We start from the raw sequence: 20,972 nt of genomic DNA on the forward strand, positions 1-20,972 counted from the left end.
CCGGCAGGTCCGTTCGCCCGCCGAACACCGGCTCCGACCGGATTCCACCCGCACGAGGACCGCGGCGCGGGCGGCCGGAGCAGGGCCGGAGCAGCCGGCAGGCCGACAGGCCGACCGGTGGCGCCGGGGAGTCGGGCGGAGAAGTCGGGTAGGACGGGGACGGACCGACCCTGGACATCGACGGAGGAGCACCGGGATGACTTCAGCGGAGCGTGCGGATCGTCCGCCCGCAGCGGATCTCGTGATCGCGGGCTGCACCGTGCTGGTGCACGACGAGGGTGACGACGGCGGCGGCCGGATCGACTTCGTCGACGACGCGGCGGTCGTGGTCCGCGACGGCGTCATCGACGCCGTGACCACGGCCGCGGCCGTCGCGGCCCTCCCTGCCGCGGAACGCATCGACGGCAAGGGCCAGGTGGCCATGCCCGGGCTGATCAACTGCCACACCCACTCGCCGATGGTCGCCCTGCGCGGCATCGCGGAGGACCTGCCGGTGGAGGAGTGGTTCAACGACTGGATCTGGCCCATCGAGTCCAACCTCACGGAGTCGGTCGTCGAACTGGGCGCCCTGCTGGCCTGCGCGGAGATGATCAGCGGCGGCGTCACCACCTTCGCCGACCACTACTTCGCCATGGACCGGGTCGCCGCGGCGGTCACCCGGAGCGGCATGCGGGCGAACCTGGGTTGGGGCTACTTCTCCAGCCAGGGCGCGGAAGGACGCGAGCGTTCCCTCGACTTCGCCCTTCGCGCGGCCGGTGCGGCGGACGGCCGGATCACCACGTCCCTCGCGCCGCACGCCCCGTACACAGTGGATGACGAGGACCTCGCCGCCACCGCCCGGCTCGCCCGCGAGCACGGCCTCATGGTCCACCTTCACGCGGCCGAGAACAGGGCGCAGACCGACCACAGCGTCGAACGGCACGGGCTCACACCCGTCGAAGTGCTCGAGCGGACCGGGCTGCTGGAGACCGATCTGCTCATCGCGCACGGCACCGGGATCACGGACGGGGACCTGTCGGTGCTGCGGCGCGCCACGGGCCGGATCGCGGTGGCCACCGCACCGCGCGGCTACCTCAAATTCGGCTGGGACACGACCCCGATCCGGGCGCTCGCGTCGATCGGCCTGCCGGTCGGGCTGGCGACGGACGGCGCCGCCTCCAACAACACTCTCGACGTGTGGGAGTCCATGACGCTCACCGCGCTCGTACAGAAGTCGACGGAGCGCGACCCGGCCTGGCTGACCGCACGACAGGCGCTCGACCATGCCACCGCACAGAGCGCCCGGGCGCTGGGACTCGACGACCGCATCGGGGCGCTTGCCCCGGGCAGACGGGCGGACCTGATCCTGGTGGACCTCACCGGACCGCACACCCTGCCCCTGCACGACCACGCCGCGACCCTGGTGCACAGCGCGCGCTCCTCGGACGTACGCACGACGATCGTGGACGGCAGGGTGCTGATGCGCGACCGCCGTCTGCTCACCCTCGACGTGCCCGCCATCGCCGCCGAACTGGCCCGTGAGCTGCCCGCGTTGACGCGGCGGCGACAGGGCCGGCGCATCCAGGAGTACGACGGTTAGCACGGCCGGAAGGTGGCGAGCCCGTCGAAACTTCGCACACCCGATGGGGTGAATGCCTCGTTCAGCAGAACCGATGTGGCCGCACGGCGTTAATTCCGGTGCGGGCGAGTGTCCCGCGGGTTTCTCTTCTGAAGGCAGGCAACCATGAGGCAGGTTCACCGAAAGGGCCTGGCGACCGTGATGCTCACGGGCGGCGCACTGGCCATGGCCACCGGCTACGCCCAGGCGGACGCGGGTGCGCACGGCACCGCCGCCGGATCGCCCGGTGTGCTCTCCGGCAACGGGGTCCAGCTTCCCGTGCACGTCCCAGTGAATGTGTGCGGCAACACGGTAAACGTCGTCGGACTGCTCAACCCGGCGGCGGGGAACTCCTGCGTCAACGAGTCGCACGGCGAGCACAGCGGCAAGGACGGCAAGGGCGGCAACGGCGGCAACGGCGGCAACGGCGGCGAGAACGGCAGCGAGAGCGGCTCGCAGGGCGACGGTTCTGGCGCCCACAACGGCGGCGGCGCCCACGCGGACGGCGAGACGGCGGGCTCGCCCGGCGTCCTGTCCGGCAACGGCGTGCAGCTCCCTGTGGACCTGCCGGTCAATGTGAGCGGCAACTCCGTGAACGTCGTCGGCATCGGCAACCCCGCCACCGGCAACACCTCGGTGAACGACTCCTCCGAGCCGCCGGCCGAGGAGAAGCCGACCACCCCGCCGAAGGCCACGGAGTCCGAGCAGCCGGCCGCGCCCGAGGCGCCGGCGCCCGCCCCGCAGCCCGCCGGGTCGTCGCTCGCCCACACCGGTTCCGACGAACTGGCGTTCGCGGTGCCCGCCGGCGCGACGATGATCCTCGGCGGCCTTGTGCTGTACCGCCGGTTCCGCCCTTCCCAGGGGTCCTAGGGCGTCCCCGGAGCGCCGGGCCCGGACGCCGGTCCCAGCAGCCCTGGTTCCGGCTCCTGGGACACGGTCCTGAGAGGCCCCCCGGCGTCCTGGGCCGTCCCGGCCTCGTGCGGGTGCCGTCTCCAGGACGCCAGCACGGCATCGATCTCCCCGGCCAACCGGGCGCGCGCCTCATTGCGGGCCACCCCCGCCATCAACAGGGCGTCGTAAGCCGTGTCGAGGTGCCGCACGGACGCGCGCACCGCGGCCGTGACGGCTCCCTCCTCCAGGGAGCGGCCCGCCGCCGTGCGCCCCACCCGCCCACTGCCCCGGGCGGAGGCGTGGGCCGCGATCCCGGCGGCGCGCTCCTCGGGGCAGCCTGGGAACAGCTGCCGTATCCGCGCGGCCAGTTCGGCGGCGAGGCGGACGTCCGCGGCGGCCCGGCGGGCCGCGTCCCGCTCACGGCGGCGCAGCCGGACCTCGGCGTCGGCGAGGCACGCCGATTCCGCTCGGGCGAGTGCGCGCTCCTCGACGAGCAGCCCCTGGCGCTCATAGCGGCCACGGCGGCGGTTGCGCCGGACCACCACCGCCCACAGGGCACTCGCCTCCCTCGCCCGCCGGGTCAGCGCGGCGTCACCCCGGGGCAGGTACACGAGGTGGCCGAGATCGGCGCAGTCGAGACAGAACGGCACGCCGGACTCGACAAGATGCATCGGCAGCGGGCCCCTGCGGCACTCGGCGCAGTGCCTGCCCTTGAGCGGCTGGATCACCACCAGGTCCATGTCCCGTTGGTACCCGGCGGATACGCTCCGATCCCATGACGCTCAACTGTGCCGTACTCGACGACTATCAGGATGTCGCGCTGTCCATGGCCGACTGGTCATCACTCGAGGGCAGTGTCGAAGTGCGCTCATTCCAAGAGCACTTCGGCTCGGAGGAGGAAGTGGCCGCGGCGGTCGGCGACTGCGAGATCCTGGTCGTGATGCGGGAGCGGACACCCTTCCCCGCGTCCCTTCTCGACCGGCTGCCACGTCTGCGGCTCCTGATCACCTCGGGCATGCGCAACGCGTCGATCGACCTCGAAGCCGCGGCCCGCAACGGCGTGACCGTGTGCGGCACCGCCAGCAATTCGGAGCCGCCCACCGAACTGACGTGGGCGCTCATCCTCGGACTGGCGCGCCATGTGGTCCCGGAGAGCGGCGCCCTGCGCGACGGGGGCCCGTGGCAGTCCACGGTCGGAGCGGACCTGCACGGCCGTACGCTCGCGCTCGTCGGCCTCGGGAAGATCGGTGCGAAGGTGGCCGCCGTCGGCCGGGCCTTCGGCATGGACGTCCTGGCATGGAGCAGGAACCTCACCGAGGAGCACGCCGCCGAACACGGCGTCCGGCGTGCCGGGTCGCTCGGGGAGCTGCTCGAGGCCGGCGACTTCGTCTCGGTGCACCTGCAACTCGGCGAGCGCACCCGGGGACTGATCGGCGCCGGGGAGCTGAAGCGGATGCGGCGGACCGCCTACCTCGTCAACACCTCACGGGCCGCGATCGTCGATCAGCAGGCGCTGGTGCCGGCCCTGCGCGAGGGCTGGATCGCCGGGGCGGGCGCCGACGTCTTCGACGAGGAACCGCTGCCCGCCGGCCATCCGCTGCGCACTGCCCCGAACTTCCTCGGTCTGCCTCACCTCGGCTACGTCACCCGCCGCAACTACGAGGGGTACTTCGGGGAGGCGGTCGAGGACATCGCCGCCTACCTCGCGGGCAGTCCCGTCCGTACCCTGGCGGCGCCCTCCTGACGGCTTCCGTCCTTTTCGGGGCCGGATCAGGGCGAGTCCCTAGCGCACGCTCGGCGCCGCCGCACCGATGAACTCCGACAGCGTCTCCCGCGCCTGCTCGGACCGGAGCGAGCGGTCCGATTCGTCGGGTGCCTCGTGCAGACAGTTGGTGAGCTCGAACGCCGACGCCGCCAGCGCCAGGGCCTGCGGGTCGTCACACACCAACTGGACCCGGATCAAGGCCTGATGAGCGCTCGAACGCAGCCGGTACGAGTCGATGCGGGCCTCTTCGGCGACGGTGCTGCCCGGCGACTCCAGTGCCCGGTGCCAGCGGTCGGTCTGGCCGCGGCGGTAGTCGACGAGCGCGCCCGCGAAGGCGCTGTACGCGGAGATCCGCTCCTGGCGCAGCTGCTCCGCCCGTGCCAGGACCGCTGTGCGTTCCGCGGTCTGACGCTGGAAGAAGTGGGTCGCCACCGACCCGAGCAAGGTGCCGATGACCGCGATGAGCGCTGTCCACATGTGGTGCTCCCGGACTTGATATGTCGTTCGAGGGTGCGGCTCAGCGCCGGTCTGTCCGCCGGCTCCGGGCACGAGCGAATCAGATCACCGCAGTGGAGAGATGCGTCAAGTCCCCAGCGACGCACTACTTCCGGTAACCGCTGATAGCTTGAGGCGTTTGCCGGAGCGAGGACTCGGAGGGGACCGGCCATGCGTGGCTTCACGGTGATGGGCAAGCGGTTCGACGTGCGTAAGGCGCTGGTGCTGACGAGCTGCCTGGCGGCCTTGGCGGGCGTCCCGTCCGCCGCGAACGCGACCCCGGGCAGCGGGGTCACGGGCACGGTCCTGGCCCAGGGCACGTCCGACGACTCGCTGCGGATCACGGCCAAGGGGCGGACGGACGTGGTCGTCCGCACCCTCACCATCGCCCCCGGCGGCACGACGGGGTGGCACCATCACCCCGGCCAGGTCCTCGCCGTCGTCCGGTCGGGCACGCTGACCCGCAGCCTGGACGACTGCTCCCTCGAGGTCACCGGCCCCGGCGGCGCGATCCTGGAACCGGCGGGCGCCCGCCACCGCCACCTCGGACGCAATCTCGGCACCGAACCGGTCGTGCTGTACGTGACGTACTTCCTGCCCGCCGGCAGCCCGCTGTCCGTGGACGAGGACGCGCCGGACTGCGCGGCCGGATAGTCGGCCGCCGTGCCGGGCCCGTCGGTGAGGATGGGTGAGTGCGACTCGAACCGATCACCTGGGAGCGGCTGGCCGAGAACCTCGCCGAGCGTGTCCTGAGAACGAGGGCCGCCGACGGCAGCCCGTGGCTGCGCGTCGCTGTGGACGGTGCCCCCGCGTCACGGCCCGGCGAGCTCGCGGAGCTCGCCGGCGATGCGCTGAGGGTGCGGGGGCGGGGGGTCGTCGTGGTGGGCACGGGCGGGTTCCTGCGGCCGGCGTCGCTCCGTTACGAATACGGGCGCGAGGAACCCGACAGCTACTACAACGGCTGGTTCGACACGGGCGCGCTGTGGCGCGAGGTCTTCGGTCCGCTGGAAGCAGGCGGCAGCGGACGGGTCCTGCCCGATCTGTGGGACCCGCTGACGGACCGGGCCACCCGCAGCATGCACGTCGAACTGCCTCCCGGCGGGGTGCTGTTGCTGCACGGGCCGTTTCTTCTCGGGCACTGGTTCCCGTTCGACCTGACCGTGCATCTGATGCTGTCTCCGCCCGCTCTGGAACGCCGGACGGACGAAGGCGAACGCTGGACGCTCCCGGCGTACGCCCGGTACGAGGAAGAAGTCGGGCCCGGTGACGCGGCGGACATCCTCGTACGGGCGGACGATCCACGGCATCCGGCGTGGTCGGCCGCCGGCTGACCGGCTCAGGGGCGGCCGCCGAACAGCGCGACGGCCTCCGCACCGGCCCGGCAGCCCTCCTCCGCGGCCGTACGGGCATCGGCACCCGCCAGCCGTGCGGCGAGAAACGCCCCCGTGAAGGCGTCACCGGCGCCGGTGGTGTCCAGGACCCGGGCGGCAGGGGACGGGAGGCGGGCGGTGACCGTGCCGGCCTCGGCGACCAGCGCGCCACCGGCTCCCAGCGTCACCACGGTCAGCGGGACCGACCGGCTGAGTTTCACGGCGGCGTCGGCGGGGTCGGCCAGACCGGTCAGCAGCCGCGCCTCGTCCGTGTTCGGCAGCAGGACGTCCACGCCGTCGAGGTCGGACAGCAGTCGCTCGACGCCGCGTTCGCGTATGAACCCGGCGGAGGCCGGATCGACGCTCACCGTGACGCCTTCCTTCCGTGCCGCGCTCATCGCCGCGAGCGCCGTCGCACGGCTGGTGCCGGAGAACAGCAGGTAGCCGGACAGATGCAGGTGGCCGACCCCTTCGAGCAGATCGGGGGTCCAGTCGGCCGGGCACAGCCGCAGCACGGCGCCGCTGTCGGTGAGGAACGTCCGCTCCGCGGTGCGGTCGACGAGCGCGACGACCGTCGCGGTCGGCACCTCGTCGTCGGGCACGAGCAGCGGCCGCACGCCCGCCGTACGTAGCCGTGCCGCGTGCCACTCCAGGTCGGCGACGCCCGCACGGGCGAGCAGCCGTACATCGCGGCAGCCCCGGTACGCCGCCCAGCACGCCACGTTCGAGCCGGCGCCGCCGGGCAGGATGCGGATCGTGGCCGCGGTGTCCGTGCCATGTGCGAGCGGCGTGCTGTGCCGGGCCACGACGTCGGTGACGACATCGCCCACGACGAGGAGCCCCGTCATGCGTACGCCGCTGCGATCCGTGCCGCGAGCCGCACGTTGCCGCGCACGGCCGCCAGGTTGGCCTCGAGCGACGCGCCGTCCGTGTACCGCATGAGCCGCTCGAGAAGGAACGGCGTGACGGCCTGCCCGGTGACGCCCTCTTCACGCGCCTCGTCGAGCGCCCGCGCCAGCACCTGGTCGTGCAGGGCCGGGTCCAACTGCTCCTCCACCGGTACGGGGTTGGCCACGATCAGTGAGGAGTGCGGCTCGGCGAGGACGTCCTTGGCGCGCATCACGGCGGCGACCTCCTCAGGGGAGTCGACGGTCCAGTCGACCGGTTCTCCGGAGGAGGCCAGATAGAAGCCGGGGAAGTGACCGGTCCCGTAGCCGATCACGGTCACCCCCAGGGTCTCCAGCCGCTGCAGGGTGGCCGGGACGTCCAGGATCGACTTCACGCCCGCGCAGACCACCGTGATGCCCACCTGGGCGAGCAGCCGGAGGTCCGCCGACTCGTCCTGGGTCTCGGTCCAGCCCCGGTGCACGCCGCCCAGGCCACCGGTGGCGAAGACCCGGACGCCGGCCAGGCCGGCGAGGAAGGCCGTGGCGGAGACGGTCGTGGCGCCGCTCGCGCCCGTGGCTACGGCGGGAGCGAGATCGCGGTGGCCGAGCTTGCGCATCCCGAGGTCGCCCGCGACCCGTTCCAACTCGGCCTTGGTGAGTCCGACACGGGCTCTGCCGTCGAGCACGGCGATGGTCGCCGGGACGGCGCCGCCCGAGCGGACGAGGGCCTCGAGTTCCGTCGCGACGGCGAGATTGCGGGGACGCGGCAGTCCGTGCGCGATGATCGTCGACTCCAGGGCCACGACGGGCACTCCGGTATCGAGGGCTTCCCTTACCTCTTCGGACACCATGGCTGCGGTCTTCGGCATGTCCCATCCCTGGCGCGGGGGAGCGGGGCGCAAACATCAGGTGGACGGGAAACCTGATGATTGGAAGGAAAGTTTACTGACGACCATTGACACGGGCATGGCCGCTTGCCACCATCCCGGCAGCGGCTCGGCGCGGCGCCCGACCACGTGGGCGTGACGCGCTCAGCGAGAGCTCTGACCCGGCCGCCGTACGCCGAGTCCTGCCCGGGCGCGGCGCGTCGCAAGGAGTCCAGCTCTCGCCGCCCCCGTCCAGGGAGCCAGGTATGCGCCTGACCACCTCCACCCCACCACGCCGGACCGCGGTACTCGCCCTCTCCGCCGTACTGTTGATGATCGCCGCCGTCCTCGTCGCCCGCCCCGGCCAGGCCGATGCCGCCGGGACCGGCGGCGCCACCGCCGCGGACCCCCTGATCTCACGCGGCAGGACCGCCACCGCCTCGTCCCTCGAAGGCTCCGGCTTCGCCGCCTCCAACGCCTTCGACGGCAACACAGGCACCCGCTGGGCCTCCGCCGAGGGACAGGACCCCCAGTGGATCAGCGTCGACCTCGGCGCCGCCGCCACCGTCTCCCGTGTCACGCTCGCCTGGGAGGTCGCCTACGCCCGTCAGTACCGCGTCGAGATGTCCGTCGACGGCACCGCCTGGACCCCCGTCGCCGCCGAGACCGCGGGTGACGGAGGTACGGACGAGTTCACCGGCCTTGCCGGCAAGGGCCGCTACCTGCGCGTCCACGGCACCGCACGCGGCACCCAGTACGGCTACTCGCTCTGGGAGGTCGACGTCTACGGCACGGTCGGCGGCGCCGAACCGCCGACCGGCGCGTTCACCGTCGTCGCGGCGGGCGACATCGCCGCCCGGTGCACCGCGTCCTCGAGCTCCTGCGCCCACCCGAAGACCGCCGCCAGGGCCCAGCAGATCAACCCGAAGTTCTATCTGACGATGGGCGACAACCAGTACGACGACGCCCGTCTCTCGGACTTCCGCAACTACTACGACAAGACCTGGGGCGCCTTCAAGTCGAAGACCCGGCCGGTGCCCGGCAACCACGAGTCGTACGACCCGGCGGGCGAGTTCGTGGGCTACAAGCAGTACTTCGGCGCCGTCGCCTACCCGCAGGGCGAGCCTTACTACAGCTACGACGAGGGCAATTGGCACTTCATCGCCCTCGACTCCAACACCTTCGACGACGCGTCCCAGATCAGCTGGCTCAAGGACGACCTCGCCCGCAACAGCAAGAAGTGCATCGCCGCCTACTGGCACCATCCGCTCTTCAGCTCCGGCGGACACGGCAACGATCCCGTCGGCAGGCCTGTCTGGGACATCCTCTACCGGGCCGAGGCGGATCTCGTCCTCGGCGGCCACGACCACCACTACGAGCGCTTCGCGCCGCAGGACCCGGCCGGCCGGGCCACCGCGGACGGCATCGTCCAGATCGTCGGCGGCATGGGCGGCGCCGAGCCCTACGCGATCGAGGAGATCCAGCCAAACAGCCAGAAGCGCATCAGCGGCCCGTACGGCGTGCTGAAGCTGGACTTCACCGACACGACGTACCGCTGGAGCTACGTGGGCACCGACGGCTCCGTCAAGGACACCAGCCCCACCTACACGTGCCACTGACGATGTATCTGGCCACCACCGGCCGGCCTGACACGCCGCCCGCACCGGGATCAGTGCCCGGGGCGGCGCGGCGGCGGGTCCCCGGCACCGTGATCGCGCTCGGAGCGGTCAGCCTCGTCACCGACATCTCCTCCGAGATGGTCACCGCCGTGCTGCCGCTCTACCTCGTCCTCGGACTGGGTCTGTCCCCCCTCCAGTTCGGTTTCCTCGACGGCCTTTTCAACGGAGTGACCGCACTGGTACGGCTCGTCGGCGGCCACGCCGCCGACCGGGGCGGCCGGCACAAGCGCGTCGCAGGCGCCGGCTACGCGCTCTCGGCCTTCTCCCGGCTCGGGCTGCTGCTCGCGGGCGGCGCGACCGGAGGCATCGCGGCCGCGCTGGCCGCCGACCGGATCGGCAAGGGCATCAGAACGGCTCCCCGCGACGCGATGATCACACTCAGCAGTCCGCCGGAGACACTGGGCCGGGCCTTCGGCGTCCACCGCGCCATGGACACGACGGGAGCGCTGTTCGGCCCGCTCGCCGCGTTCGGGCTGCTGTGGGCGACCGCGGACGCCTACGACGCGGTGTTCGTCGTCAGCTTCTGCATCGGGCTGCTGGGCGTGGTGCTGCTGATCGTGTTCGTACCGGGGCACTTCGCCACGCCCGCCTCCACCACCGCGCCCATCCTGGCCCCGAGTCCTTCCCGCGCCCGCCGTTCGTTGTTCGAGCCGCTCCGAAGTCCCGCCTTCCGCCGCGTACTCGCCGCCGCGGCGCTGCTCGGCGCGGCGACCGTCGGCGACGCGTTCGTCTACCTGCTGCTGCAGCGCCGGCTGGACGTGGGCGTGGTCTGGTTCCCCCTGCTGCCGCTCGGCGCCGCGGCCGTCTATCTGCTGCTCGCCGTCCCGGCCGGCCGCCTCGCCGACCGCGTGGGCCGCCGGATCCCGTTCCTGTCCGGGCACGGGGCCCTGCTCGCCGCCTACCTGCTGCTGCTCACGCCGATCAACGGCACGGCTCTCCTCACCCTCGTACTGGTTCTCGTCGGTGCCTTCTACGCGACCACCGACGGCGTGCTGATGGCGCTCGCCGCACCCCTGCTGCCCGCAGCCCGGCGGGCGAGCGGCCTGGCGCTGCTCCAGACCGGCCAGGCGGTGGCCCGGCTGATCGCGGCCGCCGGATTCGGCGCCGCGTGGACGCTGTGGGGCCCGAGACCCGCGCTCGCCGTCGCCGCGGCCGCGATGCTCACCGCCCTGGTGCTCGCCCGGGCCGTTCTGCCCCGCACGGAACAGGAAAGGCAGTCGCCATGAAGCCGCCCCCGTCCACGCGCCGGTTCCCGTCCACGCCCGGTTCCCGCCGGCGGATCGGCGCGCTCGTGCTCGCCACAGTGGTGCTGGCGGGCGTCGCCGTCGGATACACGGTGAGCGCGTCCGGCCGCGGTGACCGTCCCGTCGCGGCGGAGGAATCGTTCGAACTGGCCGGCCCCAGGCTGTATTTCCGCAGCACTCAGGAAGGGAGCGGCCGCATAGCGCACCGGCCCGCGGCGGAACAGGCACCGGACGCCCCCCGCACGACAGGCGGCCCCTCCTGCGACCGCTTCCACGCGGCGGGTGGCACCGCGCTGTGTCTTCGCGCCGCCCCGGCGTGCCGCCCCGCGCCTACGCGGTCGTCCTCGACCGCCGGCTTCGCGAGACCCGCCGCATCGCGCTGCCCGGAATTCCCGACCGGGCCCGGGTGTCGGCGTCCGGACGCATGCTCGCCTGGACGCTGTTCGCCGTGGGGGACTCGTACGCCGGCTCGTCCTTCTCCACGCGCACCTCCATCCTCGACCTGCGCACCGGTTACCTGATCAAGAACATGGAACAGATTCCTCTCACCGTCGACGGCCGCCGCTACCACGCGCCGGACGTCAACTACTGGGGTGTCACCTTCGCCCGCGACGACAACCGCTTCTACGCGACCGTCTCGTCCAAGGGGCGCACCCGCCTCGTGGAGGGCGACCTGCGCGCATGGTCCGCGCGGGCGCTGCGCGAGAACGTCGAATGCCCCTCACTGTCACCGGACAACCGGCGGATCGCCTTCAAGAAGAAGACCGGCGGCGGCGACCGGAGCCGGCCGTGGCGACTCCACGTCCTCGACCTGAAGACCCTGCGCGAGCACCCCTTGGCGGAGACGCGCGGTGTCGACGACCAGGCGGCGTGGCTCGACGACGACACGATCGCGTATGCGCTGCCGCGGGAGGACGGGCGGGGCACCGACGTCTGGACGGTCCCCGCGGACGGCACGGGCCGACCCCGTCTTCACGTGGCACGGGCGTCGTCACCGACGCCGGTGCGGTGATCGGCCGTGGTGCACGCAGCTCAAGCCCCTCCGGGGGCCTCCAACGGCCTGCCGGGGAAACGGGAAGGCAGGGGAAACGCCCCGCGCTGCCGCCACGCCCCTACGCCGGGGCCACCGCCCGGCGCACCGCCAGCCCGGCCATCGGCAGCAACAGCACCACGCCCGCCGCGTTCAGCCACCCGTACCCCGCCTGCGCAACCACCAGGCCCGCCGCCGCGCCGCCCACGCCGGCCGCCGTGTTCATCGCCAGGTCGGACAGGCCCTGGACCGCCGCCCTCGTGGGCTGCGGGACGGACTCGGTGAGCAGCGTGGAACCGGAGACGAGTCCCGCCGACCAGCCGAGGCCGAGCAGGAACAGCCCTGCCGCTGTCTGCCCGTGGTTGCCGCCGGCGGTTCCGGCCAGCACCGCGGCCGCGCACAGCAGGCCCGCCGCCAGCCCGATCACCGCGAGCCGTCCGACGCGGTCGGCGAGCCGGCCCATGACCGGGGAGAAGGCGTACATGCCCGCGATGTGGACGCTGATCACCAGGCCTATCAGCTCGATGCCGGCCCCGTGGTGGCCGAGTGCGACCGGCGTCATCGACATGATCGACACCATGGCGGTGTGCGACACGGCCACGGTCACCAGCGCCAGCCGCGCCATGGGGGACTCGCGCACGGCGAGCAGCCCCGCTTTCAGCGACCGGCCCTCCGGGGAGCGGTCGGCCGGGGACATGGCCCGTGCCGTGAGCAGCGGGTCGGGCCGCAGCAGGACGAGTACGAGGACGGCGGAGACGAGGAACACCCCGGCCGCCCAGAGGAACGGCCCGGCGGCCGGCGGGATGCCGAGGCCGGACATGCTCCGGCCTGCCGGTGAGGCGATGTTGGGTCCGAGCACCGCGCCGATGGTCGTGGCCCATACGACGGTGGAGATGGCCCGGCCGCGCCGCTCGGGCTCCGCGAGGTCGGCGGCCGCGAACCGGGCCTGCAGATTGGCGGACGACGCGGCTCCGAAGCCCGCCATCCCGACCAGCAGGAGCGGGAAGTGGTCGAGGACGGCGGCGACCACGACCACTCCCGCGCCGAGCGCGCCGATGAGGTAGGCCAGCACGAGTCCGGGCCGGCGGCCCCGCGCCGTCATCAGGGCGGCCAGCGGCACGGAAAGGAGCGCGGTACCTGCGACGGTGGCGGTCGGGGCGAGCCCCGCCAGGGCCTCCGTGCCGCTGACCTCGTGGGCGAGCACCGTGGCAAGTGCGATACCGGTGGCGACCCCGAGCCCGCCGAGGATCTGGCCGGCGATCAGCACGGCGTTGATACGCCTGCGTATCGCGGGCAGTTCGTCCACCGCCACGGCGGTCCTGGATGCTTCGGGTATGTCAGGGGCGTCGGACGGCATGGTCACCGACGCAGTGTCTCAGAACGGAACGCCGGGCGGGCCTGCCGGGCAGATCCGGGAATCAGCCCTAGCCAGAGGCCTGCGCACCCTCAGAACAGCGGCTGCGGCAGCACACCCTCGAGCGCCAGCAGCTGCCGTTTGGTCTCCAGTCCTCCGCCGAAGCCCCCGAGCCCGCCGTCCGTCTCGACCACCCGGTGGCACGGCACGACGACCGGCAGCGGATTGGAGCCCATCGCCGCTCCCACCGCCTGTGCCGCGCCCGGCTGGCCGACTCGGGCCGCGAGTTCCCCGTATCCCACGACCGCCCCGTAACCCACCCCGGCCAGCAGTTCCCGCAGCACCTGCCGGTTGAAGCCCGCCGAGAGCGACCAGTCCAGCGGCAGGTCGAACGTGCGCAGCGTGCCCGCGAAATAGGCATGGAGCTGACGTATCGGCTCGGCGAGCCGGCCCGCCGGGTCCTCGACAGGCGCGGCCCCCAGCCGGTCGGACAGCTGCGCGGGCATCCGCTCCCGTACGGCAGGACCGGCGTGGAAGGCCACGCTCACCAGGCCCTCGTCCGTCGCGGCGAGGAGCAGCGGGCCGATGTCCGTGCCGATCACGGCCCACTCGAAGGTCTTCATGCCGACCACCGTACGGCGGGCCACTGACAACCGTGATCCGGCCGGCCGGCCGTACGGCGGTGGCCGGTCGGGGTCGGTCAGCCGATGGCGTCCCGCACGACGTCGGGGTTGTTGGTGATGATCCCGTCCACGCCGAAGCCGGCCACGCGCGTGGCGGCCGCCGCGTCGTTCACGGTCCAGGTGCTGACCCGCAGCGGTTTGCCGTGCGCGCCCTTGAGGGCGTGCACGGCGGCGACGTACTCGGCGCTGAGGGACGTGTGCGTGGGATTGATCTGGTCGGTGAAGGCCGCGTACGAGGGCAGGTCGGCGACCGCGGGGGTGCCGAGGAAGCCGGTCGTGATGTCGGGGCGCTGCCGGTGCACCGCCCTGACGCTGTCAGCGCCGAAGCTCTGGATGACGAGCCTGCTCCGCACATGGCTCCGGTCGAGCCAGCCCTCCTGGCCCAGCACGCGCAGGGTGTCCTTCTCGATGCCGGGGTAGAGCTCCGGCTTCTTGATCTCCAGGAGCAGCTTCTGGCGGTTCTCGTCCACGCGCTCGAGGTATTGCTTCAGCGTCGGTACGCGTGCGCCGGCCCATTCGGCGCCGCGCCAGCTGCCCGCGTCCAGGGTGGCGATCTCCGCGCCGGTGAAGTCCTTCACCTTCCACGGCGCGCGGTCGGGGAAGCGCTGCTCCACATCGGTGGTCCTCGTGAGTGAGTCGTCGTGCATGACCACGAGCTCACCGTCCTTGGTGCGCTGGACGTCGTTCTCCACCCAGGTGAAGCCCATCTCGTCGGCGAGGTCGACCGCTGCGAGGGTGTTCTCCGGTGCGTAGGCGGACGCGCCGCGGTGAGCGATCACCTGAGGAGCGTCGTCATGGCCGGCGGCGGACTGTTCGGTTCCGGCCGCGGGGCCGGGCAGCAGCAGCGCGGTGAGTCCCACGGTCGTGGCGGCCAGGACAGCGACGGGGCGTGCGTACACGGGTTCTTCCTCACGTCGTCGAATCACGGACGGGCCGAGAGTGGCAGTTCCCGGCCAACGAGGCACAGGCGAAGTATGGCCACAAGGTGAACGGGTGTGCCCCTGGGTGGCCTTGGGAGTGGTTCCGAGTGCGCGGACGCGGTGCCCGGGTCGACAAATCTCTGTGAAGACGTCTGCCCGCACTTCCGTGTGCGGTTCCGAGAGCCGTACGCTCGCCCAGAACCAGACGTTCCATCCAAGATCGCGGGGATCGTAGGGCGCCGGGGATCGCACGGGACGAAGGGTGCACGGGATGCAGGGCACGGTGGACGGTTTCGGCTACGGCCTCGTCACCCCGGTGGCGGCCTACCTGATGGCATGCCTCGGAGGAGCACTGGGACTGCGCTGCACCACGAGGTCCGTACGCGGGGAGGGCGCTTTCCGGCCGGGCTGGCTGGCGCTCGGCGCGACGGCGATCGGCTCGGGCGTCTGGAGCATGCATTTCATCGCGATGATGGGCTTCACCGTCGAAGAGGCCCCCATCGGCTACGACAAGGCGACGACCTTCGCCAGCCTGGCCGTGGGCATCGTGATGGCGGGTATCGGGATCTTCATCGTCGGCCATCGCGGCGCGACCCGGATGTCCCTCGTCACCGGCGGGACGATCACCGGACTCGGGGTGGCGTCCATGCACTACCTGGGCATGGACGGTATGCGACTGCCCGGACGCATCGAGTACGACACCCTCACGGTAGCCCTGTCCGTCGTGGTCGCCGTCGTCGCGGCCACCGCGGCGCTCTGGGCAGCGGTGTCCGTCCACGGCTTCATGGTCAGCCTGGGGGCCAGTCTGCTCATGGGCCTCGCCGTGAGCGGAATGCACTACATCGGGATGGCCGCCGTGAGTGTCCATGTCCACGAAGCGGTGGACGCCGCGGTCGTCGGGGACCCGCCGGCCGAGCTCCTCGCCCCGGTGCTCGTCGGCCCCGCCGTGTTCCTGTTGATCGCCGCCGTCGCGGTCCTGAAGGACCCGCTGCTGGTGACCGGTCATCCCGACCGGCCCGGGCGCGGCGACGGCAGGGCCCTGCGCCCCGATCTGCCCGCGCCGAGGGTCGGGCGGCCCGCCGCCCGGGCCTCGGTACGAGGGCCCGGGCGGGACCCATGGGGAGCGGACCGCCACTGAGGTGGCCGGTCCGCCGCCGTTCACGCCCCGACTGTCAGTGGGGGTCGTACGGTTGTTGCATGCGGCCCGTTTCCAAGATCGAACGTACGGTGGCGCCTTTCGAGGTCGTCAGCCACTTCCAGCCCAGCGGTGACCAGCCGACGGCCATCGCCGAGCTGGAGCGACGCATCCGTGCCGGTGAGAAGGATGTCGTCCTGCTCGGCGCGACGGGCACGGGCAAGTCGGCGACCACGGCATGGATGATCGAGAAGCTCCAGCGCCCCACCCTGGTCATGGCCCCGAACAAGACCCTGGCCGCCCAGCTGGCGAACGAGTTCCGCGAGCTCCTGCCGAACAACGCGGTGGAGTATTTCGTCTCGTACTACGACTACTACCAGCCCGAGGCGTACGTCCCGCAGTCGGACACCTACATCGAGAAGGACTCCTCGATCAACGAGGAGGTCGAGCGGCTGCGGCACTCCGCGACCAATTCCCTCCTCACCCGGCGCGACGTCGTCGTGGTCGCCTCCGTCTCCTGCATCTACGGCCTCGGCACCCCGCAGGAGTACGTGGACCGGATGGTGCAGCTCAAGCTCGGCGACGAGATCGACCGCGACCAGCTGCTGCGCCGCTTCGTCGACATCCAGTACACGCGCAACGACCTGGCCTTCCAGCGCGGCACCTTCCGGGTGCGCGGCGACACCATCGAGATCTTCCCGGTCTACGAGGAGCTCGCCGTCCGGATCGAGATGTTCGGCGACGAGATCGAGGCGCTGTCCACGCTGCACCCGCTCACCGGCGAGATCCTCAGTGAGGACCGGTCGCTGTACGTGTTCCCCGCGAGCCACTACGTGGCGGGCCCCGAGCGTATGGAGAAGGCGGTCAACGGCATCGAGGCGGAGCTGGAGCAGCGCCTCGCCGAGCTCGACAAGCAGGGCAAGCTGCTGGAGTCCCAGCGGCTGCGCATGCGGACGACCTACGACATCGAGATGATGCGCCAGATCGGCTCCTGCTCCGGCATCGAGAACTACTCGATGCACTTCGACGACCGCGAGCAGGGATCCCCGCCGAACACCCTCCTCGACTACTTCCCTGAGGACTTCCTGCTCGTCATCGACGAGTCGCACGTCACGGTTCCGCAGATCGGCGCGATGTACGAGGGCGACGCGTCCCGCAAGCGCACTCTCGTGGACCACGGCTTCAGGCTGCCGTCCGCCCTCGACAACCGCCCGCTGAAGTGGGAGGAGTTCAAGGAGCGCATCGGCCAGACCGTCTACCTGTCGGCGACTCCCGGCACCTACGAACTGTCCCGCGGCGACGGCTTCGTGGAGCAGATCATCCGCCCCACCGGGCTCATCGACCCGCAGGTCGTCGTCAAGCCCACCGAGGGCCAGATCGACGACCTCGTGCACGAGATCCGTGAGCGCACGGAGAAGGACGAGCGGGTCCTGGTCACCACACTCACCAAGAAAATGGCCGAGGACCTCACCGACTACTTCCTCGAGCTGGGCATCCAGGTCCGCTATCTGCACAGCGACGTCGACACCCTGCGCCGTGTCGAGCTGCTGCGGGAGCTGCGCTCAGGCGAGTACGACGTCCTGGTCGGCATCAACCTCCTGCGCGAGGGTCTCGACCTGCCGGAGGTGTCGCTGGTCGCCATCCTCGACGCCGACAAGGAGGGCTTCCTGCGCTCCGGCACGTCCCTGATCCAGACCATCGGCCGCGCGGCGCGCAACGTCTCCGGCCAGGTCCATATGTACGCGGACAAGATCACGCCGGCGATGGAGAAGGCCATCGAGGAGACCAACCGCCGCCGCGAGAAGCAGATCGCCTACAACACGGAGAACGGCATCGACCCGCAGCCGCTCCGCAAGAAGATCAACGACATCGTCGCGACGATCGCGCGCGAGGAGATCGACACCGAGGAGCTGCTCGGCACCGGCTACCGGCAGGCGAAGGCCGAGAAGGCGGGCAAGGGCGCCAAGGCACCGGTCCCCTCGCTCGGCGCCGGAGCCGGTCGCAAGGGCGACATCCTCACGGACCGCCCCGCGGCCGAACTCGCCGGGATCATCGAGGAGATGACGGACCGCATGCGCGCGGCCGCCGCGGAGCTGCAGTTCGAGGTCGCCGCCCGACTGCGCGACGAGGTGGGCGAGTTGAAGAAGGAACTGCGCCAGATGAAGGAGGCCGGGCTCGCCTGAGCCCGGTGGGCGGGATGTGACGGGTGCACACACCTGGTGTGTTGCAAGACCGACACAAAAACGGGCGACCGCGCCGCGCTGTCGGTGCGACTGCGTAGGGTGCTTGAACAACCGCACACATGGGCGGGAATTCGCGAGAAGGGGACAGCGCGTGACGGTCAACATGACCAAGGGCCAGGCCATCAGCCTGCAGAAGAGTGACGGGGGCACCCTCACGGCGGTGCGGATGGGCCTCGGCTGGCAGGCAGCGCCCCGCCGCGGTCTGTTCGGCTCGCGCACCCGGGAGGTCGACCTGGACGCCTCCGCGGTGCTGTTCGCCGACAAGCAGCCGGTGGACGTGGTCTTCTTCCGGCACCTCGTCAGCGACGACGGCTCCGTCAAGCACACCGGTGACAACCTGGTCGGCGGCGCCGGTTCCGGCGGTGACGACGAGGCGATCCTCGTCGACCTGCAGCGGGTTCCGGTCCATATCGACCAGATCGTCTTCACGGTGAACTCGTTCACCGGCCAGACGTTCCAGGAGGTGCAGAACGCCTTCTGCCGCATCGTCGACGAGACCAACGGCCAGGAGCTGGCCCGGTACACCCTCGACGGCGGTGGCCAGTACACCGCGCAGATCATGGCGAAGGTGCACCGCGCCGGCGCCGGCTGGCAGATGACGGCCCTCGGCAACCCGGCCAACGGCCGCACGTTCCAGGACCTGATGCCGGCGATCCTGCCGCACCTGTAGGAACCGGCGGCATTCACAGTCGGACCGCAGCTCCCGGAGGCACAGCCGCCGGGAGCTGCCCGCGTACCAACCGCAACAGCAGCACACCGAGGGGACAGAGCGATGACGGCCGAGCTGGTCCGGGGGCAGAACCACCCCTTGCCCGACAGCCGACTTGAGATCCGCGTGTCGGCCGGCCATCCGGTCGTCGCCTGCGCCACCTGCTCCGACGAGCGGGGAGCCGCGCGCGAGGAGTGGGTGGCCCACCCCGGCGCCACCGGTCTGCCCGGCGTCGAGGTGCCGGAGCGCGCCGAGCGGTCCCCCCGGTTCGCCGTCGACCTGGACGCGGTGCCCGCCGAGGTGCACCAGGTCAACGTGCTGCTCGCGCTCCCCGTGGGCACCGGCGGCCCGGACCGCTTCGGCGTCACCGCCGCGCCCTTCGTGGCGGTCATGGCCAAGGACGGCTCCGAGCTGGCCAGTTTCACCATCACCGGCCTGGACACCGAGACCGCGCTCGTCGCCGTCGAGCTGTACCGCCGCCAGGGTGCGTGGAAGGTCCGCGCGGTGGGCCAGGGATACGCGGGCGGTCTCGCCCAGCTGCTGGCCGACCAGGGCATGGTCCAGGCCGACCGGACGGCGGCGGCCATCCAGGAGACCGCCGCGCCCCGCGCGCACCGCGCGGAGCCGGCCCGGCTGCACACGGCCGCCGACGCCGCGGGAACGGCGTCCGGCCCGGACCAGCCGTCCCCAGCGGACGCCACGCTCACCGGCGGACTCACCGCCCCCCAGCCCACCGGCGCCGATGCCGCTCCACCGCAGACACCCACGTCCGACGCCCCGCAGATGCCCGGCGGCCCCATCAACTACGCCCATCCGCGCAGGCAGTCGGCGCCGCCCCCGCCGGCCCCCGCGGCGCAGCCCGGGGAGCCCGGCCGGCCGCCCGCCCCGGTGGCCGGCGACGCGAGCGGCTGGTCCATGGAGGAGCGGCTCTACAACCAGGTCTGGGGCATGTTCGAGGACCTCGCCCGGGCCGTCGCGGCATACCGCAGCGCCGTCGAGTTCGCCGAGTCCCGGATGGACAAGGAGCTGGACAGCGTCCTGTCCGACCCCCGCAGCCGCATCGGCAGCACCGGGGACGCCGCGAGGGCCGCGGCACGGGCCAAGTGCGAGCAGCTGACCGACCAGGCCCGTCAGGTTCTCGACCGTGACCTCGCCCAGCTGGCGGCGGAGTCCGAGGTCGTCGAGCCGGCGCTGCCGCCCGCGTTCGCCCGCTGGGACAACCCCTGCTGGCACGCCTACCGCGTCCCCATGGAGATCCCGATGGCGCTGCGCCTCGGCGATCTCCATCTGCCGGAGAGCCCCGAGCTGAGGATCCCGTGCCTCGTGCGGCTGCCGCTGGAGCGCGGCCTGTGGGTGGACAGCGGCCGCTCGAGCTCGGACGCCGCGATGGCGCTGGACGAGGCACAGCTGCGCCGGCTCGCCGTCGACTCGGCGGTCGCGCTCGCCGCCCGGCTGCTCGCCGTGTACCCGCCCGGCGAGTTCACCGTCCACGCGATCGACCCGGCCGGCTCCGCCGCCGCCTCATTCGCGCCGCTGGTCGACTCCGGGGCCCTCGCCGGTCCGCCGGCGGCGGGTGCCCAGGGCGTGAGCGCCGTCCTCGCAAAGCTCACCGAACGGGTCGACCTGGTGACGATGGCGGTGCGCGCAGGGGCGGCCGACTCTCTCCCCCCTGGCCTCGACACCGGCGAGCAACTGCTGATCGTCAACGACTTCCCGCACGGCTTCGACGACCGCGCCGTCACCCAGTTGCGCTATCTGGCCGACGAGGGCCCGGCCGTCGGCGTCCATCTGATGATGGTCGCCGACCGGGAGGACGCCACGGCCTACGGCCCGGTCCTCGATCCGCTGTGGCGCTCGCTGCTGCGCGTCACGCCGGTCCCCGACGACCACCTGGCCGACCCGTGGGTGCGGCACGCGTGGACGTACGAGCCGCTGGCCGTGCCGGAGGGCAGTGACGTGCTTCGGCAGGTGCTCACCCGGGTGACGGAGGCCCGGAGGTCCTGGAACCGCTGATCGTGCCGCAGGCGGGGCCGCATCAGCCCAGCTGCTGACTTGACCTCTGCTTTACCTTCTCCTTTACCTTTCCTTGGTCTTTCATGTACGG

General features: G+C 71.9%; 18 protein-coding genes and 1 pseudogene. 12 read left to right on the forward strand and 7 right to left on the reverse strand.

From position 1 onward, the window contains the following. The first annotated feature begins 196 nt into the window (after positions 1–196). A complete protein-coding gene (locus GLX30_RS26675; protein ID WP_159693063.1) occupies positions 197–1,579 on the forward strand; it encodes an amidohydrolase in 1,383 nt (460 codons plus the stop codon). 144 nt (positions 1,580–1,723) lie between these two features. Continuing rightward, a complete protein-coding gene (locus GLX30_RS26680; RefSeq protein ID WP_159693065.1) occupies positions 1,724–2,467 on the forward strand; it encodes a chaplin in 744 nt (247 codons plus the stop codon). Here GLX30_RS26680 and GLX30_RS26685 read toward each other — a convergent pair. Next, positions 2,464–3,228, reverse strand: a complete 765-nt coding sequence (locus GLX30_RS26685; RefSeq protein WP_159693067.1) for a DUF2293 domain-containing protein — start codon at positions 3,226–3,228, stop codon at positions 2,464–2,466. The two genes, GLX30_RS26680 and GLX30_RS26685, sit on opposite strands and share 4 nt — an antisense overlap. A gap of 35 nt (positions 3,229–3,263) precedes the next feature. On the opposite strand from GLX30_RS26685, the gene GLX30_RS26690 reads away from it, so the two are divergent. Further along, positions 3,264–4,232 (forward strand): D-2-hydroxyacid dehydrogenase family protein, encoded by a 969-nt coding sequence (locus GLX30_RS26690; protein WP_159693069.1) that lies wholly within the window; start codon positions 3,264–3,266, stop codon positions 4,230–4,232. 39 nt (positions 4,233–4,271) lie between these two features. Here the strand turns inward: GLX30_RS26690 and GLX30_RS26695 are convergent, their stop codons facing one another. Then, positions 4,272–4,730, reverse strand: a complete 459-nt coding sequence (locus tag GLX30_RS26695) for a hypothetical protein (protein WP_167306872.1) — start codon at positions 4,728–4,730, stop codon at positions 4,272–4,274. 189 nt (positions 4,731–4,919) lie between these two features. Here GLX30_RS26695 and GLX30_RS26700 point away from each other — a divergent pair, with 189 nt between their 5' ends. Then, a complete protein-coding gene (locus GLX30_RS26700) occupies positions 4,920–5,402 on the forward strand; it encodes a cupin domain-containing protein (RefSeq protein WP_244258290.1) in 483 nt (160 codons plus the stop codon). A 38-nt stretch (positions 5,403–5,440) separates the two neighbouring features. Then, positions 5,441–6,079 (forward strand): uridine kinase, encoded by a 639-nt coding sequence (locus GLX30_RS26705; protein WP_159693073.1) that lies wholly within the window; start codon positions 5,441–5,443, stop codon positions 6,077–6,079. Positions 6,080–6,084: 5 nt separating this feature from the next. Here GLX30_RS26705 and GLX30_RS26710 read toward each other — a convergent pair whose 3' ends face one another. Continuing rightward, complete coding sequence (locus GLX30_RS26710) at positions 6,085–6,966, reverse strand: PfkB family carbohydrate kinase (RefSeq protein WP_159693075.1); 882 nt, start codon at positions 6,964–6,966, stop codon at positions 6,085–6,087. Beyond that, complete coding sequence (locus GLX30_RS26715) at positions 6,963–7,874, reverse strand: pseudouridine-5'-phosphate glycosidase (RefSeq protein ID WP_159693077.1); 912 nt, start codon at positions 7,872–7,874, stop codon at positions 6,963–6,965. Before GLX30_RS26715 ends, GLX30_RS26710 begins: the two co-directional genes overlap by 4 nt. A gap of 263 nt (positions 7,875–8,137) precedes the next feature. On the opposite strand from GLX30_RS26715, the gene GLX30_RS26720 reads away from it, so the two are divergent. The 3 genes and pseudogenes from GLX30_RS26720 (at position 8,138) to GLX30_RS26730 (ending at position 11,806) form a co-directional block, all read left to right on the forward strand. Beyond that, a complete protein-coding gene (locus tag GLX30_RS26720; RefSeq protein WP_159693079.1) occupies positions 8,138–9,490 on the forward strand; it encodes a discoidin domain-containing protein in 1,353 nt (450 codons plus the stop codon). Positions 9,491–9,492: 2 nt separating this feature from the next. Beyond that, on the forward strand, positions 9,493–10,776 hold the full coding sequence (locus GLX30_RS26725; RefSeq protein WP_159695270.1) for an MFS transporter: 1,284 nt from the start codon (positions 9,493–9,495) through the stop codon (positions 10,774–10,776). After that, positions 10,773–11,806 (forward strand): annotated as a pseudogene (locus GLX30_RS26730) (hypothetical protein). Before GLX30_RS26725 ends, GLX30_RS26730 begins: the two are co-directional and overlap by 4 nt. Positions 11,807–11,906: 100 nt before the next feature. On the opposite strand, the gene GLX30_RS26735 reads toward GLX30_RS26730, so the two are convergent. From GLX30_RS26735 to GLX30_RS26745, 3 genes are all read right to left on the reverse strand, one after another. Beyond that, positions 11,907–13,181, reverse strand: coding sequence for an MFS transporter (locus tag GLX30_RS26735; protein ID WP_208545602.1), 1,275 nt, complete (start codon positions 13,179–13,181; stop codon positions 11,907–11,909). A gap of 89 nt (positions 13,182–13,270) precedes the next feature. Beyond that, entirely contained in the window at positions 13,271–13,801 is a 531-nt protein-coding gene (locus GLX30_RS26740; RefSeq protein WP_159693081.1) for a methylated-DNA--[protein]-cysteine S-methyltransferase, read from the reverse strand. Between the two features lie 77 nt (positions 13,802–13,878). Next, complete coding sequence (locus GLX30_RS26745; protein WP_244258502.1) at positions 13,879–14,700, reverse strand: glycerophosphodiester phosphodiesterase family protein; 822 nt, start codon at positions 14,698–14,700, stop codon at positions 13,879–13,881. A 352-nt stretch (positions 14,701–15,052) separates the two neighbouring features. Between GLX30_RS26745 and GLX30_RS26750 the strand changes: the two genes are divergently transcribed. From GLX30_RS26750 to GLX30_RS26765, 4 genes are all read left to right on the forward strand, one after another. Next, entirely contained in the window at positions 15,053–15,919 is an 867-nt protein-coding gene (locus GLX30_RS26750) for an MHYT domain-containing protein (protein WP_159693085.1), read from the forward strand. A 59-nt stretch (positions 15,920–15,978) separates the two neighbouring features. Next, positions 15,979–18,099: an excinuclease ABC subunit UvrB gene (gene uvrB, locus GLX30_RS26755; protein ID WP_159693087.1), complete on the forward strand. Its 2,121-nt coding sequence runs from the start codon at positions 15,979–15,981 to the stop codon at positions 18,097–18,099. 151 nt (positions 18,100–18,250) lie between these two features. Further along, a complete protein-coding gene (locus GLX30_RS26760; RefSeq protein WP_005318943.1) occupies positions 18,251–18,829 on the forward strand; it encodes a TerD family protein in 579 nt (192 codons plus the stop codon). Between the two features lie 102 nt (positions 18,830–18,931). Continuing rightward, positions 18,932–20,881, forward strand: a complete 1,950-nt coding sequence (locus GLX30_RS26765; protein ID WP_159693089.1) for a TerD family protein — start codon at positions 18,932–18,934, stop codon at positions 20,879–20,881. Positions 20,882–20,972: the final 91 nt, after the last annotated feature.

It is taken from the genome of Streptomyces sp. Tu 2975 (assembly GCF_009832925.1).
Classification (GTDB): domain Bacteria; phylum Actinomycetota; class Actinomycetes; order Streptomycetales; family Streptomycetaceae; genus Streptomyces.

Excerpts from the sequence above, each read along its gene's own strand:
- GLX30_RS26675 (WP_159693063.1), top strand. The coding sequence starts at position 197 with ATGACTTCAGCGGAGCGTGCGGATCGTCCGCCCGCAGCGGATCTCGTG.
- GLX30_RS26680 (WP_159693065.1), top strand. The coding sequence starts at position 1,724 with ATGAGGCAGGTTCACCGAAAGGGCCTGGCGACCGTGATGCTCACGGGC.
- GLX30_RS26685 (WP_159693067.1), bottom strand. The coding sequence starts at position 3,228 with ATGGACCTGGTGGTGATCCAGCCGCTCAAGGGCAGGCACTGCGCCGAG.
- GLX30_RS26690 (WP_159693069.1), top strand. The coding sequence starts at position 3,264 with ATGACGCTCAACTGTGCCGTACTCGACGACTATCAGGATGTCGCGCTG.
- GLX30_RS26695 (WP_167306872.1), bottom strand. The coding sequence starts at position 4,730 with ATGTGGACAGCGCTCATCGCGGTCATCGGCACCTTGCTCGGGTCGGTG.
- GLX30_RS26700 (WP_244258290.1), top strand. The coding sequence starts at position 4,920 with ATGCGTGGCTTCACGGTGATGGGCAAGCGGTTCGACGTGCGTAAGGCG.
- GLX30_RS26710 (WP_159693075.1), bottom strand. The coding sequence starts at position 6,966 with ATGACGGGGCTCCTCGTCGTGGGCGATGTCGTCACCGACGTCGTGGCC.
- GLX30_RS26715 (WP_159693077.1), bottom strand. The coding sequence starts at position 7,874 with ATGCCGAAGACCGCAGCCATGGTGTCCGAAGAGGTAAGGGAAGCCCTC.
- GLX30_RS26720 (WP_159693079.1), top strand. The coding sequence starts at position 8,138 with ATGCGCCTGACCACCTCCACCCCACCACGCCGGACCGCGGTACTCGCC.
- GLX30_RS26725 (WP_159695270.1), top strand. The coding sequence starts at position 9,493 with ATGTATCTGGCCACCACCGGCCGGCCTGACACGCCGCCCGCACCGGGA.
- GLX30_RS26735 (WP_208545602.1), bottom strand. The coding sequence starts at position 13,181 with ATGCCGTCCGACGCCCCTGACATACCCGAAGCATCCAGGACCGCCGTG.
- GLX30_RS26740 (WP_159693081.1), bottom strand. The coding sequence starts at position 13,801 with ATGAAGACCTTCGAGTGGGCCGTGATCGGCACGGACATCGGCCCGCTG.
- GLX30_RS26750 (WP_159693085.1), top strand. The coding sequence starts at position 15,053 with ATGCAGGGCACGGTGGACGGTTTCGGCTACGGCCTCGTCACCCCGGTG.
- uvrB (WP_159693087.1), top strand. The coding sequence starts at position 15,979 with ATGCGGCCCGTTTCCAAGATCGAACGTACGGTGGCGCCTTTCGAGGTC.
- GLX30_RS26765 (WP_159693089.1), top strand. The coding sequence starts at position 18,932 with ATGACGGCCGAGCTGGTCCGGGGGCAGAACCACCCCTTGCCCGACAGC.